This window comes from Paenibacillus sp. L3-i20 (assembly GCF_022180385.2).
Taxonomy (GTDB): Bacteria; Bacillota; Bacilli; order Paenibacillales; family Paenibacillaceae; genus Pristimantibacillus.
The window spans coordinates 1,339,678-1,354,193 of the sequence record NZ_BQME02000002.1 but is presented as its reverse complement, the minus strand read 5'-3'; the positions used below and the strand labels follow the sequence as shown (position 1 = coordinate 1,354,193).

The window sequence follows — 14,516 nt, the reverse complement described above, 5'->3', positions numbered from 1 at the left end:
GGGTGGATACAAACTCTAAAAGTCACGTACATGCCTTATTCGAAACTATCGCACCTAAATATGATTTTATGAACGATGTGATAAGCTTCCGAAGACATAAAGCATGGCGTAAGTATACGATGTACAAGATGAACGTTCAGAAGGGGCAGAATGCTCTTGATATTTGTTGCGGTACGGCAGATTGGACTATTGATCTTGCCCGCGCAAGTGAGACAGGCCATATTATCGGTCTTGATTTCAGTCAAAATATGCTGAACGTTGGCGCTGAGAAGGTAGCAAGGGAAGCTCTTGGCAGACAAATTGAATTGGTTCAAGGCAATGCGATGAATTTACCGTATGAGGACAACACGTTTGATTATGTAACGATCGGTTTCGGATTACGTAATGTTCCAGATTATTTGCAAGTGTTGCGTGAAATGCATCGTGTCGTTAAGCCGGGTGGAAAAGTCGTCTGCCTGGAACTTTCGAAACCAACATGGCAACCATTCAAAGGCATCTACAATTTTTATTTTGAACGAATTATGCCACTTTTCGGCAAGATGATTGCAAATCGGTTTAAAGAATATCAGTGGCTCCCTGTTTCATTGAAATTATTTCCTGACTCCAAGCAATTAACGGAGCTATTTAAGCAGGCAGGTTTACATAATACCGAAGTGAATCTGTTTTTCGGCGGTATTGCCGCTTTGCATATGGGTACGAAGGGAAATGATGGGCAGCTATGATTCGCAAACTAGGCATTATTCTTGAAATGATTAAATTTGAACATACAATATTTGCATTACCATTTGCCTACATCGGTGCTATTCTGGGATCAGTTATGATGGAGGGGCAATTACCTTCGTGGAGTGAAATAGGCTGGATCTCATTGGCAATGTTCGGGGCAAGAAGTGCGGCGATGAGTCTTAATCGTCTAATCGATAAAGCAATAGACTTCCACAACCCAAGAACAAACGGTAGAGCGCTTCCAGCAGGCTTACTTAAGTCGGCAGAGGTTCTATTATTTATAATTGTTTCATTTGGATTATTATTTTTAGCGACGATTAATTTAGAACCAATTGCACTAAAGCTAATGCCAATCGCAGTCTTTTTCCTTGTATTATATTCGTATACGAAACGATTCACTTGGTTATGTCATATCGTCTTAGGTTTAACGATAGCATTGTCACCGCTTGGTGGATGGGTGTCTATAACAGGCGAGTTCAACGGAGCAGCATGGCTGTTGTATGGGACGGTTGCACTGTGGATTGCAGGTTTTGATATTATTTATGCGACACAAGATTTTGAATATGACCGTAAAGCGGGTTTAAAGTCTATACCAGCCCGTTTTGGATTAACAGGTGCAATTTGGATTGCACGTTCGCTTCACATCATTACAGCAATCGGATTTATTGCACTGTTTTGGATGACACAGCTTAGCTGGATGTACTTGTTAGGCGCTTTATTATCCATTACACTATTATTTTATCAGCACTGGCTTGTAAAGCCGACTGACTTGTCTCGTGTGCCTACTGCGTTTTTCGGAATGAATGGTACGTTAAGCGTCTTATTGTTTCTTTTCACGATAGTTGATTTAGTGGTGTTAAGGCAATGGTAGTGGGTTCGTTTCAAGCGAGTGGGGCAAATATAGTTAAACAAAAAAGATGGGTTGTTGGCATTACAGGTGCAAGCGGTTCAATCTATGGAATACGTCTTGTTGAACAATTATTGCAGCAGCAATATTTGGTTCATCTTGTTGTGACAGAGGCTGGCTGGAGAGTGCTGAAGGAAGAGATGGGCTGGGAAACGGTTCGAAGATCCGAGACGCTTGAACGTAGATTTGGTCAACACATAACAGATGGCAATCTCATTTATCATCCGAATGGAGATATTGGTGCATCAATTGCAAGTGGTTCCTTCCGAGTTGAAGGTATGCTCATTGTTCCTTGTTCTATGGGAACGTTGTCCTCTATTGCACATGGGAGCTCAAACAATTTATTAACAAGAGCTGCTGATGTAATGTTGAAAGAGGGACGTAAGCTTCTGCTCGTACCAAGAGAGACACCTTTACATGTTATTCATTTGGAAAATATGCTGACTTTAGCCAAATTAGGTGTGCGTATTGTGCCGGCAATGCCGGCATTTTATTATAAACCGCAATCAATGGATGAGATGATTAACTTTTTAGTTGGAAAAGTGTTAGACAGTATAGACATAGATCACGATTTGTACAGAAGATGGGGAGATGAGCATAATGGGCTTCAATCGCCCGATCACCATCGGTGAAATAGATTACGCAAACGCTTGGCCATTGTTTTATGGATTTGAGAAACAGGCGCGCGAGCGATCATTTGAAGTAATTTCTCGTGTTCCATCTGAGCTTAACCGATTACTAAATGTTGGTGAGCTAGACTTATCAGCTATTTCTTCATTTTCATATGGACAATTTGCTCAAAATTATATATTGATGCCGCAGTTGTCTGTCGGTTCAATTGGTCGCGTACATTCTATTATTTTGTTTCTAAAAGAGCCGATTGAAAAAATAAGACCTAAACGTATTGCAGTGACAACTGCATCAGAAACGTCTGTAAATTTGCTGAAAATTATTATGGAAATGCGTTACGAATGCAAACCTGATTATATACCCACGGAACCAAACTTAGAAATAATGTTAAGGGATGCAGACGCCGCATTGTTGATTGGTGATCCCGCAATTGCAGCTTCTTGGAATTGTGAAGGTCTGTATGTTATGGATCTCGGTGAAGAGTGGAATAACTGGACTAATCTAGGTATGACATACGCAGTAGTTGCAGCTCGCAAAGAGATCGTAGAAAGAAACGGTGATGGTATACATTCCGTTTATGATGCGTTGTTGTCTACCAAGAAACACAATCTTGGACGTCAGGAAGAACTAGTAAAACGTGCGATTGAACGACTAGGTGGCAAATCCGATTATTGGACTATTTATTTCCAATCTCTGCAATATGATTTTGGAGATAAACTTCAAGAGGGGTTAGCTCTATATTTCCGTTATGCGAAACAACTGAACTTGCTTCAGAGTGAAGTAGAACTATGCTTTTATAAAGGACAATCTCCCCAAAAAGGTGAATGAATGAAACTATTAGACTTGTATGCAAAGATGAAGGGTGATTTGAATCAGATTGAGCATGAACTGGAGCGAAGCGTTTCCGATGATCATGCTCTTCTTAGTGAGGCATCAACACATCTGTTAAAAGCAGGCGGGAAACGTATACGGCCTGTATTCGTCCTACTTGCTGGCAAGTTCGGTGATTATAAGCTTGATGTTATGAAGCGTATTGCAGTGCCTCTTGAACTGATTCATATGGCATCACTCGTTCATGATGATGTAATAGATGATGCTGAGACGCGTCGTGGACAACTAACCGTAAAGTCCAAATGGGACAATCGTATTGCAATGTACACTGGTGATTATATTCACGGTAAAGCGCTCGCAATTGCATCGGGGCTGCCTAATCCATTAATTCATCAAGTATTGTCGAAGGCATTGGTACAAATGTGTATCGGAGAAATGGAACAAATCCGTGATTTCTTTAATACGGAGCAATCGATTCGTAATTATATGCTGCGTATTCGCCGGAAAACAGCGCTACTCATCGCCATTAGTTGTCAACTTGGAGCAATAGCAGGGAATGTGGATCGTACGACAGCAAACCGACTATATCGTTATGGCTATAACGTCGGAATGGCATTTCAAATTCGAGATGACTTGCTAGATCTATACGGAACAGAGAAACAAATTGGCAAGCCCCCTGGCTCTGATATACGTCAAGGTAATGTAACTTTACCAGTTATATTAGCTCTTCAAGATGCAAAGATTAGAGGTCCATTACTGGAAGAAATCCAAAAAATTCGTGACTTTGATGGGTTTGCCGATACAAAACGAGCAATCCAATTAATCAGAAATAGCGAAGGCGGAGGATTAGCTGATGAAATGGCTAACCGATACATACAAAAAGCTTTACATGCATTAAAGGATTTACCCGACATAACGGCGAAAAAGAATCTTACCGACATTGCATACTTCGTCGGTAAACGTAACTACTAATCGTTAAAGTGTCTTCTGTACACAGGATGAACTAGTCAGCTACGATCAAACGATATAACGGTAAGCTATTGTTTCACCGTTATCCTTGGAGGACGCCATGTCAGAGGATCAGGACTTCTCACAATTTGTAATACGTATTAAACGAAAGACCGACATTGATCTTTCCCAATACAAAGAAGCACAAATGAAACGACGCTTAACGACGCTGCGAATGAAACACGGATTTTCAACATTTGATCAATATTATCAAGCGATAGAACAAAATCGGGCATTGTTAAATGAGTTCTTGGATCGTATGACGATTAACGTTTCAGAATTTTGGCGAAACCCAGTCCGTTGGGACGTACTTAGAAATCGATTTCTTCCTGAAATGTTGGTAACTACTCCGAAGCTTAAAGTATGGAGTGCTGCTTGCTCCACTGGTGAAGAGCCATACACAATTGCAATGATTCTTTCTGAGCTTGGTGCCCTTGGACGTTCGAGTCTTCTTGCGACAGACCTTGATAATAACGTACTTCAAAAGGCTCAAGAGGGCAGTTATTTAGAACGGTCTTTAAGGGATGTTCCTATGGATTACAGAAATAAGTATTTTTCACCATCAGAAGGTGCTTTCCTTGTATCAGACGTACTTAAGAAATCAATTAATTTCAAGCAGCAGAACTTGTTGCATGATACGTTTGATTCTGGTTATGATCTTATCGTCTGCCGCAATGTTATGATTTATTTTACTGAAGAAGCTAAAAGCCAGCTTTATCATAAGTTTTCTGCTGCACTCAAGCCTGGTGGGTTATTGTTTGTAGGAAGTACAGAACAAATTTTTTCGCCAAGCCAATTCGGGTTTGAGACAGCAGACACATTCTTTTACCGCCGCTTATAGATGAATGTATACCAATTTCCATCTATTCCTATACTAGTCATTATCATTACATGATCAGAAGGGCGGATGGAGATGGATAAGCGGAAAGTAATTGACGCATATCGGCATGGATTTATTACGATTCAGGAATGTGCACAAATTATTGGAGTAGATAAAGGTCAAATGAACAGACTAGTGAATGATTGGCAGTTAACTTCAGAAGCTGTAATACATAATAATGAGCGAAGTATGAATACGTTGTAATCGCTTATATCGGAGGGGCCAGGTTACTTTCCATCCAGTTGGATGAAAGAGCCGGCCCCTTCTTCGTTGTGGTAAAGCGTTAAAACTGCAACGCCTATTAGAAGATTTCTTGTCAAACCTGCATCGCTATACTATAATGAGCAAAGATGTTTTGGGCAATTCATGACAGCAGGCGAAAGAAAGCTTGCGTTGAAGGAGGAGTTTGGGTATGAGTTTACGGTACTTGACTGCAGGAGAAACCCACGGTCCACAATTGACCGCAATTATAGAGGGTTTGCCAAGTAATTTAACCATTGATTTCGAGGAATTGAACTTTCAACTGCATCGTCGCCAGAAAGGTCATGGCCGCGGACGTAGAATGCAAATTGAAAAGGACACTGCTGATGTAGTAGGTGGGGTTCGTCATGGAAGAACAACAGGAGCACCAGTTGCACTTGTCGTTCAGAATAATGACTGGAAACATTGGACGAAAGTTATGAACATTGAGCCAATCGAAGGCAGTGACGAGGAGAAGCGTCGTGTACACCGTCCACGACCGGGTCATGCAGACCTTAATGGTGGCTTAAAATACAATTTAAAAGATCTGCGAAATGTGCTTGAGCGTTCCAGTGCTCGTGAAACTGCAGCCCGTGTAGCTGTAGGTGCGATAGCTAGACAATTGCTAGCTGAGTTCGGTATAAAAGTTGCTGGACAAGTTATTCGTATTGGGGAGATTGAAGCACCTGCGAACCAACTGCCTGTTGATGACCTCATTCGTTTAACCGAAGAATCATCTGTTCGCGTAGTTGATAAGGAAACAGAGCAAAAGATGATGGATTATATTGACCAAATCAAGGCTGAAGGCGATTCAATCGGAGGTATTGTTGAATGTGTCATTGAAGGTGTGCCAATTGGTTTAGGCAGCCATGTTCAGTGGGATCGCAAGTTAGATGGTCGGATCGCACAAGCTGTCGTATCGATTAACGCTTTCAAAGGATGCGAAATCGGAATTGGATTTGAAGCAGCTAAACTAAGAGGATCTCTTGTACACGATGAAATTTTGTATACAGAAGAGAAGGGCTACCATCGTGCTAGCAATCGTCTAGGCGGCTTCGAAGGCGGCATGACGAATGGTGAACAAATCGTCGTTCGTGGCGTAATGAAGCCAATTCCAACGCTATATAAACCTCTTCGTAGCGTTGATATCGATACAAAAGAGCCATTCACAGCTCAAGTAGAACGCTCTGATAGCTGTGCAGTACCTGCGGCAAGCGTTGTAATGGAACATGTTGTAGCTTGGGAAGTAGCGAAAGCATTCCTTGAGAAGTTCGGCGGAGATTCAATCGAAGAAATTCGTGCGAATGTAAATAGCTACCTTGAGCAACTGGATCGGTACTAAGCGATGCGTGAGCTGCTAGTTGATTTAGGCGATCGCTCATATCCAATTTATATAGGGGAAAACCTCTTAAAAGAGGTTTCTACCTATTTTCAAAAGCATGGTATCGGACAAAAGTCACCACTATTAATTATTTCGGATTCTAATGTTGCCCCTCTTTATTTAGCTCAGGTGGAATCTTCTTTAAATCAAGGAGGTTATTCGGTTGCCACTGCAATCGTCCCTGCTGGAGAGGGTTCCAAATCACTTACAATGCTTGAGGAGTTAGTTGCAAAAGCATTGGATGCAGGACTAGATAGAAAATCCGCAATTGTTGCATTAGGTGGCGGAGTTGTCGGTGATCTTGCTGGATTTGTTGCAGCCTCGTATATGAGAGGTATTAAATTTATACAAATACCAACTACTATTCTAGCTCATGACAGTAGTGTCGGAGGGAAAGTAGCGGTAAACCATCCACAAGCCAAAAATATTATCGGTGCTTTTCACCAGCCAGAATTTGTTCTATACGATCTAAATACATTACAATCTCTACCTCCAAGGGATGTTAGCAGCGGACTATCCGAAGTTGTGAAGCATGGACTTATATGGGATTCCTCATTTGTAGCTTGGTGTGAGAATAATGCACAAAAATTGCTTGAACTTGATTTAGATGCACTAGGTTATGCGCTACATAATGGATGTAGTGTTAAAGCTTCGGTCGTATCTCAGGATGAGCGAGAAAATGGGCTCCGTGCGATACTTAATTTAGGTCATACAATCGGGCATGCACTTGAGGCTGTTGCAGGTTATAACGAACTTCAACACGGAGAAGCGATCTCTATCGGAATGGTTGGTTCAGCTAAGCTGGGAGTTCGATATGGAGCTCCTGAAGAAGTGTATACGGTAACGAAGCGAGTTCTTGCCCAATGTGGACTTCCAACCCGATTGCCGGAGCATTTCGATGTAGATGCCATTATGTCTGCCATGATGCACGATAAAAAATTTACCGAAGGCACAATGGTCTTTGTTGTTCCAACTGCAATAGGGAAAGTAGAGATCAAGTCTGATGTGCCTGTGCAATGGGTAAGAGATATCGTGATGGAACTAAAAGGAGAGGACGTAGAGCTATGAGCGTACGAGGAATACGAGGAGCGATCACCGTAGATGCGAACGACGCTAAAGAAATCGCAAATGCAACTTTGGAGATGATAAGTTCAGTAGTTGCCCAGAATGAATTAGTAGCTGCGGATATATGTAGCGTAATGATCACAGTTACTAATGATTTGGACGAAACGTTTCCTGCTCAAAGCATAAGGCAACTAGCAGGTTGGGAATATGTGCCGCTAATGTGTGCACTTGAAGTGCCTGTCAAAGGAAGTCTAAAGCGTTGTATTCGTGTTTTGTTGCACGTGAACACAGATAAAACGCAAGCTGAGATTCAACATGTATATTTGGCAGGGGCGAAAGTGCTTCGTCCAGATTTAGTGAATATAAAATAACAGGTTGACGTACGGATATGCAATGAATTATATTTAAAATTATAAGTGAGATTAGTCGAGTGGGTTTTTAGCCGAGATGAGATGAGAAGAGTTTAGGAATGAGCGTAGCGAGTTAGTGGTTCGTATTACTGATGGGAAAGCTTGATTTGCGCACAAAAGACGAAAGTCTATCTGTGGGCTCTTCCGCTTTACCGCATTACAGTGAACGAGCTATCGTTATAGGCTTATCTTCAGAATCATCATTTAGGCGCTCCTGCTTTGGCGGGGGCGTTTTTTTATTTTGTAATCCTCTCCGACATGTGTAGATTATTCTTCAATCAAAATGCAGACAAATAGATCTGCGAAAAATGGAGGTCGTTATCATGTCCAATGAGTTGCAAAGGATTAATGAGTTAGCAGGTACGTACAATTTAATACCTATCGTAAGGTATGTAATGGCAGATACAGAGACACCAATTAGATTATTTCAACATTTCGCCAATGAGGATCATGCCTTCCTGCTAGAAAGTGTAGAGGGTGGTGCGAAATGGGCACGTTATTCATTCATCGGAACAGATCCGTTTATGAAGCTATACGGCAAACATGGTAGTATGGTGCTTGATGTTCAAGGTGAGCAGACCATATTGCGTGATAAGCCTATTGAGCTGCTGAAATCTAAACTTCGCTCGTTCCGGAGTCCTTCTTTCAGTGAGCTCCCTCCATTTACTGGTGGGGCGATCGGGTTTTTCGGATATGACTTGCTCCAATACTACGAGAAATTACCAGCTCATCGCGTAGATGATTTAAATATGAATGATATGCAATTTATGTTCTGCGACCAAGTAATCGTATTCGATCATTTCAAACAGCAACTCCAAATCGTAGGTAATGTCCATGTAAAGCAAGGTGCAACAGAAAGTGATATCGCCATCGCTTACGGTCAGGCGCTTGCGAAGATCGATGCAACTATTGCAAGGTTGCAGCAACCGATTGCAATGGCGGTAGCGCCAAGCTCGGCAATACCGCTTAATCCTGATTTGGGTGAAGTAAGTTCTAACTTAACGAAGGAACAATTTATTTCAAACGTAGAACGCGCAAAAGATTACATTCGCTCAGGGGATATATTCCAAGTTGTTCTTTCACAACGATTCAGTATAGATACTGATATTGATCCGCTCCATGTGTATCGTGTCCTTAGAACGATGAATCCTTCTCCATACATGTACTATTTAAAAATGGGCGAAGAAATTATTGTAGGCACCTCCCCTGAAGCTCTTGTTAAAGTGAGTAACGATCGAGTCGAGACAAGGCCAATTGCTGGTACAAGGCCAAGAGGTGCTACACCAGAAGAGGACAAAGCGCTTGAACTGGAGTTGCTTGCTGACGAGAAGGAACGTGCGGAGCATTTAATGCTTGTTGATTTGGGTAGAAACGATATTGGACGTGTCTCAGAGTTTGGAACGGTAAGATGTGATTCCTATATGGAAATCGAGCGTTATTCCCATGTCATGCATATCGTTTCAAACGTTTCAGGCAAACTGCGGAAGGATAAAGACTTTTTTGATGCCTTTGTGTCATGCTTACCAGCGGGAACTGTGTCTGGTGCACCTAAGCTAAGAGCAATGGAAATTATTGCTGAGCTAGAGAATGAAGCACGAGGAGCATATGCAGGTGCGATCGGTTATTTAGGTTTTGGCGGTACGATGGATACATGTATTACAATACGAACAATTATTTTCAAACACGGCAAAGCATATGTCCAAAGTGGAGCTGGGATCGTGTGGGATTCCGTACCTGAAAGTGAATATATAGAAACAGTTAATAAAGCAAAAGGAATGCTGAAGGCGATTCGTGCTGCAGAGCTAAGTTTCCGTAAAGCTGCGGTTGAACCCGTGATGGTTGCCATTAATTCGGATTATGATGTTGAAATGAAAGGCGGGCGTGGTTAAGATGAGTAGGACAATAACAATTCAACAGGCATTGAACCTTCTGGTCAGTGGTCAGCATTTAAGCAGATCAGACTCTAACTCGGTTATGACGATGATCATGAATGGCGATGCTTCTCCAGCTCAGATTGGCGCCATTGCCACAGCACTCCGTATGAAAGGCGAAACAAGGGATGAAATTGCGGGATTCGCTGAAGTTATAAGGCAATATTCCAATCAAGTTCAAACTGATTTTGAAGGTGTGATGGACACCTGTGGTACTGGTGGTTCAGGCATTCATAAATTTAACATATCTACTGCATCGTCAATCATAACAGCAGCAGCAGGCATTCGGGTTGCCAAGCATGGCAATCGCGCTATTTCTGGTAAAACGGGGAGCGCAGATGTGTTGGAAGCTTTAGGTGTTAGTATTTCATTAACAGCAGAACAAGCTTCGAAGTGTCTCTCTGCAATTGGAATTTGCTTCATGTTCTCTCAACAATATCATCCTTCACTTAAACATGTTGCTGCACCTAGGAGAGAACTTGGCATACGTACAATTTTTAATATGTTAGGTCCATTAGCTAATCCTGCACCCATCGATAGACAATTGCTTGGTATTTATGATCGTTCACGTACGGGTACGATTGCGGAGGTGCTTGGAGAGCTAGGATTAAAACATGCATTTGTCGTTAGCAGTCATGATGGACTTGATGAAGTTAGCATTTCCGCAGCTACACAAATATCGGAGCTTAAGAACGGCATAGTTACAACATATGATATTGAACCTGAGGATTTAGGGTTGCCACGCTGGGATATTTCAGAAGTAATTGGCGGAGCTCCTGAGGTTAATGCTGCCATAATTCGTAATATCTTTACTGGTGAGCAACAAGGTGCTTACAGAGATATCGTACTTGCTAATGCGGGATCGTGCATTTATGTTGGAGGACTGGCCGAATCTCCACGTGAAGGTGTTTCTATAGCTGCGGAAGTGCTAGATTCTGGTAAAGCTTTCACTAAATTAAATGATCTTATTAAAATGACAGGAGAGTTAGCGCATGTTTCTTGATAAAATTGTGAGTACGAAAAGAGCAGAAGTCGAGGTGCTAGCCTCAACCTTTCATTTGTCCGAATATGAAGTGAAGATTGCAGGAATGGACCCTTGCAGAGGTTTCGAAGCTGCGTTGCAACTTCCTCGTCGCAAGAGAAATATGGGATTGATTGCTGAAGTGAAAAAAGCTTCGCCATCTAAGGGACTAATAAGACCTGAGTTCGATCCAGTAACAATTGCATCTGCATATGAAGCGGCAGGAACGGATTGTATTTCTGTTTTAACAGATCAACAATATTTCCAAGGATCGAATGAATATTTGATGCAAGTTAAAGAAGCAGTTCAAGTACCGCTGCTTCGCAAAGATTTTACAATAGACTATCGACAAATTTACGAGGCCAGAGCTATCGGTGCAGATGCTATTCTCCTTATTGCAGCCATACTGACAAAAAACCAAATTTCTGAGTTTCACGATCTTGCAAGGTCGATTGGGATGGATGTACTCGTAGAGGTTCATGATGCGGAAGAGCTAGAGACAGTACTGGAGCTCGGTAAAGCTTCTTTGATCGGAATTAATAATAGAAACTTGAAATCATTCGTAACAGATTTAAAAACAACAGAACAATTAATTGGAATGATACCAAAACATGCTACGATTATAAGCGAGAGTGGAATTGCTGGAAGGTCCGATATGACCTATTTACAATCTATTGGAGCTCATGGCGTTCTGATAGGTGAACATTTTATGCGTCATTCCAATGTTAGCGAGGCTGTTCAGGATCTCATGGATGCGGTGAAGGAATGAGTCCACGTATCAAAATATGTGGTTTAATGGACGCAGAAACCATTTCAGAGATGGATGGTTTACTTATTCATGAGGTAGGATTTGTTTTTGCAAAAAGTAAACGTCAAGTAAATAAAGAGACAGCTGCTGAACTTATTCAAGCGTTACACAAGCTGAAAACAGCAAATGGCGTACGTCCTCAAGCAGTAGGTGTGTTCCTGAATGCAACAATCGAAGAAATCGGTGACATTTTGACTGAAGCCCCACTTGATGTTATTCAATTGCATGGCGATGAAACTCCAGATTATTGTAAAGAGTTAAAAAAACGATACCCAGAAAAACAAGTGTGGAAAGTTTTTGCAGTACAACCGAATCTAGTTGAAATTGAATCTGATGCTAACATCAATGATGTAGCTTTGAGACTGCTTCGTTACAATGACAGCGTCGATGCTATATTGATAGATGCTCCAGGCGGAGGTACAGGTGAACCATTCAATTGGGAAGCGATAGCGTCCTATAAGCAAGAAGCGGGACGCTATGGCCTTCCACTATATATAGCAGGTGGATTACATTCGAATAATGTGCAGGAACTTGTACGCAATTATTCGCCAGACGGAATCGATGTATCAAGTGGAGTTGAGAGTAATGGCCGCAAAGACATCGACAAAATCAAATTATTTGTAAGAAGGGTGATAGAGACATGACACAAGTACCAGATGGTAACGGAAGATTTGGCAAATTCGGTGGAAGATATGTTCCCGAGACGTTAATGAACGCACTGCTAGAACTTGAGGAAGCATACTTGCATTATTCTAAAGATCCTGAATTTCAACAAGAAGTGCGTGAGTTATTATACAAATATTCAGGCCGCCCAACTTCACTTTATTATGCTAAGCGTTTAACCGAACATCTTGGCGGAGCAAAGGTTTACTTGAAGCGTGAAGATTTGAACCATACCGGTGCACATAAAATAAATAATACAATTGGACAAGGCGTTCTTGCTAAACGTATGGGCAAATCGAAAATTATTGCTGAGACGGGCGCTGGACAGCATGGTGTAGCATCAGCGACAATTGCTGCTTTGCTTGGCTTGGAATGTAAAGTATTTATGGGTGAAGAAGATATGAAGCGCCAGCAATTAAATGTATTTCGCATGAATTTGCTTGGCTCTGAAGTAGTGCCGGTAACTTCTGGAACACGTACGTTAAAGGATGCCTGCAACGAAACGTTACGCTACTGGGTTAGTCATGTAACCGACACTTATTATATTTTAGGTTCCGTAACAGGTCCGCATCCCTATCCAATGATGGTACGTGATTTTCAACGTATTATCGGTGATGAAGCACGGGCACAAATATTGAAAGAAGAAGGACGACTGCCAGATTATGTTGTCGCTGCGGTTGGGGGCGGAAGCAACGCTATGGGAATCTTCTATCCATTTGTGCAAGATGAAGGTGTTAAGCTGCTTGGTGTTGAAGCTGCGGGACGTGGTGTAGAAACAACAGAACATGCAGCAACAATGACTAAGGGACGTCATGGTGTATTCCAAGGTTCATTCAGCTACGTACTGCAAGATGATCATGGACAAGTTCAGCCTGCCCATTCGATTTCTGCTGGTCTTGATTACCCAGGTATAGGCCCGGAACATGCATTCTTAAAAGATTCTGGTCGTGCGGATTATGTCCCAATTACTGATGCAGAGGCACTTGAAGCGCTCCAGCTTTTGTCTCGTAAGGAAGGCATTATACCGGCTTTGGAATCCGCTCATGCGATAGCTCAAACGATCAAGCTTGCACCAACACTTGATAAGGATAAAGTGATTGTTGTTAGTTTATCTGGTCGTGGAGACAAAGACGTTGAAGCCATAATGGGTTACTTGGGAGGTCAATAGGATGAATCTCATCGATGCAGCATTTGCTAGACTGAAAGACGAGGGAAAAACAGCATTAATTCCATTTATTACTGTTGGAGACCCCAATTTAGATAGTACATTGGCTATCATCAAGCAACTGGAACAATCAGGTGCTGATATGATTGAACTCGGTGTTCCATATTCTGATCCTTTAGCAGATGGACCTGTTATCCAGCGTGCTTCTGAGCGTGCGTTAAGAGGAACAACGGTTACGCTTCTGAATTGCATAGAGATGGCAGATCGTGCACGTCAAGAGGGTGTTCGAATTCCTCTTATTTTGTTTACTTATTTTAATCCTGTGCTGCAATTTGGATTAGAGAAGTTTTTTGCTCTGATTCAGACCAAAGGAATTAGCGGGTTAATTATACCGGATTTACCTATTGAAGAAGATGAAGAGGTGCGTACAATGGCTGAAGCTGCCAATGTTCATCTCATTCCTTTAGTTGCACCAACTTCAAAGGATCGAGTTACACGCATTTCTCAAAAAGCACGTGGTTTTGTTTATTGCGTATCTTCACTTGGAGTAACTGGCGTCCGAACTGACTTCCATAGTGATATAGATTCTTTCTTAGCGACTGTAAGAGAAGCCACGGATTTACCAATCGGCATAGGTTTCGGTATCTCGAGCAGGGACCAAGTAAAACGATTCGAGGGCGTATGTGACGCAGTCATAGTTGGAAGTGCTATCGTCCGCCAGATCGAGGAAGCGCAATTGTTATTAGAAAATGCGGACACGCGTGAACAAGGTCTCAATCAAATCGGACAATTTGTCGCTGGACTTAAAGGGTAACAATTCAAACTTTACATCGACCTCCCAGAAGTGGGAGGA

Annotated in this window: 16 protein-coding genes; all 16 read left to right on the top strand. The window is 42.0% G+C overall.

What is annotated here, in order from left to right; translation table 11 throughout:
• Nucleotides 1-2 precede the first annotated feature (2 nt).
• Nucleotides 3-722: a demethylmenaquinone methyltransferase gene (locus MFF31_RS19825; protein WP_238190291.1), complete on the top strand. Its 720-nt coding sequence runs from the start codon at nucleotides 3-5 to the stop codon at nucleotides 720-722.
• On the top strand, nucleotides 719-1,594 hold the full coding sequence (locus MFF31_RS19820) for a UbiA-like polyprenyltransferase (protein WP_238190289.1): 876 nt from the start codon (nucleotides 719-721) through the stop codon (nucleotides 1,592-1,594). Before MFF31_RS19825 ends, MFF31_RS19820 begins: the two co-directional genes overlap by 4 nt.
• Nucleotides 1,588-2,262 carry a UbiX family flavin prenyltransferase gene (locus tag MFF31_RS19815; protein ID WP_238190287.1) on the top strand — a complete coding sequence of 225 codons (675 nt, stop codon included), beginning with the start codon at nucleotides 1,588-1,590 and terminating at the stop codon, nucleotides 2,260-2,262. The genes MFF31_RS19820 and MFF31_RS19815 overlap by 7 nt, the downstream gene beginning before the upstream one ends.
• Nucleotides 2,231-3,088 carry a menaquinone biosynthetic enzyme MqnA/MqnD family protein gene (locus tag MFF31_RS19810; RefSeq protein ID WP_238190285.1) on the top strand — a complete coding sequence of 286 codons (858 nt, stop codon included), beginning with the start codon at nucleotides 2,231-2,233 and terminating at the stop codon, nucleotides 3,086-3,088. Before MFF31_RS19815 ends, MFF31_RS19810 begins: the two co-directional genes overlap by 32 nt.
• Entirely contained in the window at nucleotides 3,089-4,063 is a 975-nt protein-coding gene (locus tag MFF31_RS19805; RefSeq protein WP_238190283.1) for a polyprenyl synthetase family protein, read from the top strand.
• A 97-nt stretch (nucleotides 4,064-4,160) separates the two neighbouring features.
• Complete coding sequence (locus MFF31_RS19800) at nucleotides 4,161-4,940, top strand: CheR family methyltransferase (RefSeq protein ID WP_238190281.1); 780 nt, start codon at nucleotides 4,161-4,163, stop codon at nucleotides 4,938-4,940.
• A 72-nt stretch (nucleotides 4,941-5,012) separates the two neighbouring features.
• Entirely contained in the window at nucleotides 5,013-5,183 is a 171-nt protein-coding gene (locus MFF31_RS19795; protein WP_238190280.1) for a hypothetical protein, read from the top strand.
• A 208-nt stretch (nucleotides 5,184-5,391) separates the two neighbouring features.
• Nucleotides 5,392-6,561 carry a chorismate synthase gene (gene aroC, locus MFF31_RS19790; RefSeq protein ID WP_238190278.1) on the top strand — a complete coding sequence of 390 codons (1,170 nt, stop codon included), beginning with the start codon at nucleotides 5,392-5,394 and terminating at the stop codon, nucleotides 6,559-6,561.
• 3 nt (nucleotides 6,562-6,564) lie between these two features.
• Nucleotides 6,565-7,668, top strand: coding sequence for a 3-dehydroquinate synthase (gene aroB, locus MFF31_RS19785; protein WP_238190276.1), 1,104 nt, complete (start codon nucleotides 6,565-6,567; stop codon nucleotides 7,666-7,668).
• Complete coding sequence (gene aroH, locus MFF31_RS19780) at nucleotides 7,665-8,036, top strand: chorismate mutase (protein WP_238190274.1); 372 nt, start codon at nucleotides 7,665-7,667, stop codon at nucleotides 8,034-8,036. The genes aroB and aroH overlap by 4 nt, the downstream gene beginning before the upstream one ends.
• Nucleotides 8,037-8,398: 362 nt before the next feature.
• A complete protein-coding gene (gene trpE / locus MFF31_RS19775; RefSeq protein WP_238190272.1) occupies nucleotides 8,399-9,964 on the top strand; it encodes an anthranilate synthase component I in 1,566 nt (521 codons plus the stop codon).
• A gap of 1 nt (nucleotide 9,965) precedes the next feature.
• Nucleotides 9,966-11,009 (top strand): anthranilate phosphoribosyltransferase, encoded by a 1,044-nt coding sequence (gene trpD / locus MFF31_RS19770; protein ID WP_238190270.1) that lies wholly within the window; start codon nucleotides 9,966-9,968, stop codon nucleotides 11,007-11,009.
• Nucleotides 10,999-11,796, top strand: a complete 798-nt coding sequence (gene trpC / locus MFF31_RS19765; RefSeq protein ID WP_238190268.1) for an indole-3-glycerol phosphate synthase TrpC — start codon at nucleotides 10,999-11,001, stop codon at nucleotides 11,794-11,796. The genes trpD and trpC overlap by 11 nt, the downstream gene beginning before the upstream one ends.
• On the top strand, nucleotides 11,793-12,479 hold the full coding sequence (locus MFF31_RS19760) for a phosphoribosylanthranilate isomerase (protein ID WP_238190267.1): 687 nt from the start codon (nucleotides 11,793-11,795) through the stop codon (nucleotides 12,477-12,479). The genes trpC and MFF31_RS19760 overlap by 4 nt, the downstream gene beginning before the upstream one ends.
• Complete coding sequence (trpB, locus tag MFF31_RS19755; RefSeq protein WP_238190265.1) at nucleotides 12,476-13,666, top strand: tryptophan synthase subunit beta; 1,191 nt, start codon at nucleotides 12,476-12,478, stop codon at nucleotides 13,664-13,666. The genes MFF31_RS19760 and trpB overlap by 4 nt, the downstream gene beginning before the upstream one ends.
• A 1-nt stretch (nucleotide 13,667) precedes the next feature.
• Nucleotides 13,668-14,477, top strand: coding sequence for a tryptophan synthase subunit alpha (trpA, locus tag MFF31_RS19750; protein ID WP_238190263.1), 810 nt, complete (start codon nucleotides 13,668-13,670; stop codon nucleotides 14,475-14,477).
• Nucleotides 14,478-14,516: the final 39 nt, after the last annotated feature.

What these genes read in the sequence shown, in the direction of transcription:
- MFF31_RS19820 (WP_238190289.1), top strand. Translation starts at nt 719, where the DNA reads ATGATTCGCAAACTAGGCATTATTCTTGAAATGATTAAATTTGAACAT.
- MFF31_RS19815 (WP_238190287.1), top strand. Translation starts at nt 1,588, where the DNA reads ATGGTAGTGGGTTCGTTTCAAGCGAGTGGGGCAAATATAGTTAAACAA.
- MFF31_RS19810 (WP_238190285.1), top strand. Translation starts at nt 2,231, where the DNA reads ATGGGCTTCAATCGCCCGATCACCATCGGTGAAATAGATTACGCAAAC.
- MFF31_RS19805 (WP_238190283.1), top strand. Translation starts at nt 3,089, where the DNA reads ATGAAACTATTAGACTTGTATGCAAAGATGAAGGGTGATTTGAATCAG.
- MFF31_RS19800 (WP_238190281.1), top strand. Translation starts at nt 4,161, where the DNA reads ATGTCAGAGGATCAGGACTTCTCACAATTTGTAATACGTATTAAACGA.
- MFF31_RS19795 (WP_238190280.1), top strand. Translation starts at nt 5,013, where the DNA reads ATGGATAAGCGGAAAGTAATTGACGCATATCGGCATGGATTTATTACG.
- aroC (WP_238190278.1), top strand. Translation starts at nt 5,392, where the DNA reads ATGAGTTTACGGTACTTGACTGCAGGAGAAACCCACGGTCCACAATTG.
- aroB (WP_238190276.1), top strand. Translation starts at nt 6,565, where the DNA reads ATGCGTGAGCTGCTAGTTGATTTAGGCGATCGCTCATATCCAATTTAT.
- aroH (WP_238190274.1), top strand. Translation starts at nt 7,665, where the DNA reads ATGAGCGTACGAGGAATACGAGGAGCGATCACCGTAGATGCGAACGAC.
- trpE (WP_238190272.1), top strand. Translation starts at nt 8,399, where the DNA reads ATGTCCAATGAGTTGCAAAGGATTAATGAGTTAGCAGGTACGTACAAT.
- trpD (WP_238190270.1), top strand. Translation starts at nt 9,966, where the DNA reads ATGAGTAGGACAATAACAATTCAACAGGCATTGAACCTTCTGGTCAGT.
- trpC (WP_238190268.1), top strand. Translation starts at nt 10,999, where the DNA reads ATGTTTCTTGATAAAATTGTGAGTACGAAAAGAGCAGAAGTCGAGGTG.
- MFF31_RS19760 (WP_238190267.1), top strand. Translation starts at nt 11,793, where the DNA reads ATGAGTCCACGTATCAAAATATGTGGTTTAATGGACGCAGAAACCATT.
- trpB (WP_238190265.1), top strand. Translation starts at nt 12,476, where the DNA reads ATGACACAAGTACCAGATGGTAACGGAAGATTTGGCAAATTCGGTGGA.
- trpA (WP_238190263.1), top strand. Translation starts at nt 13,668, where the DNA reads ATGAATCTCATCGATGCAGCATTTGCTAGACTGAAAGACGAGGGAAAA.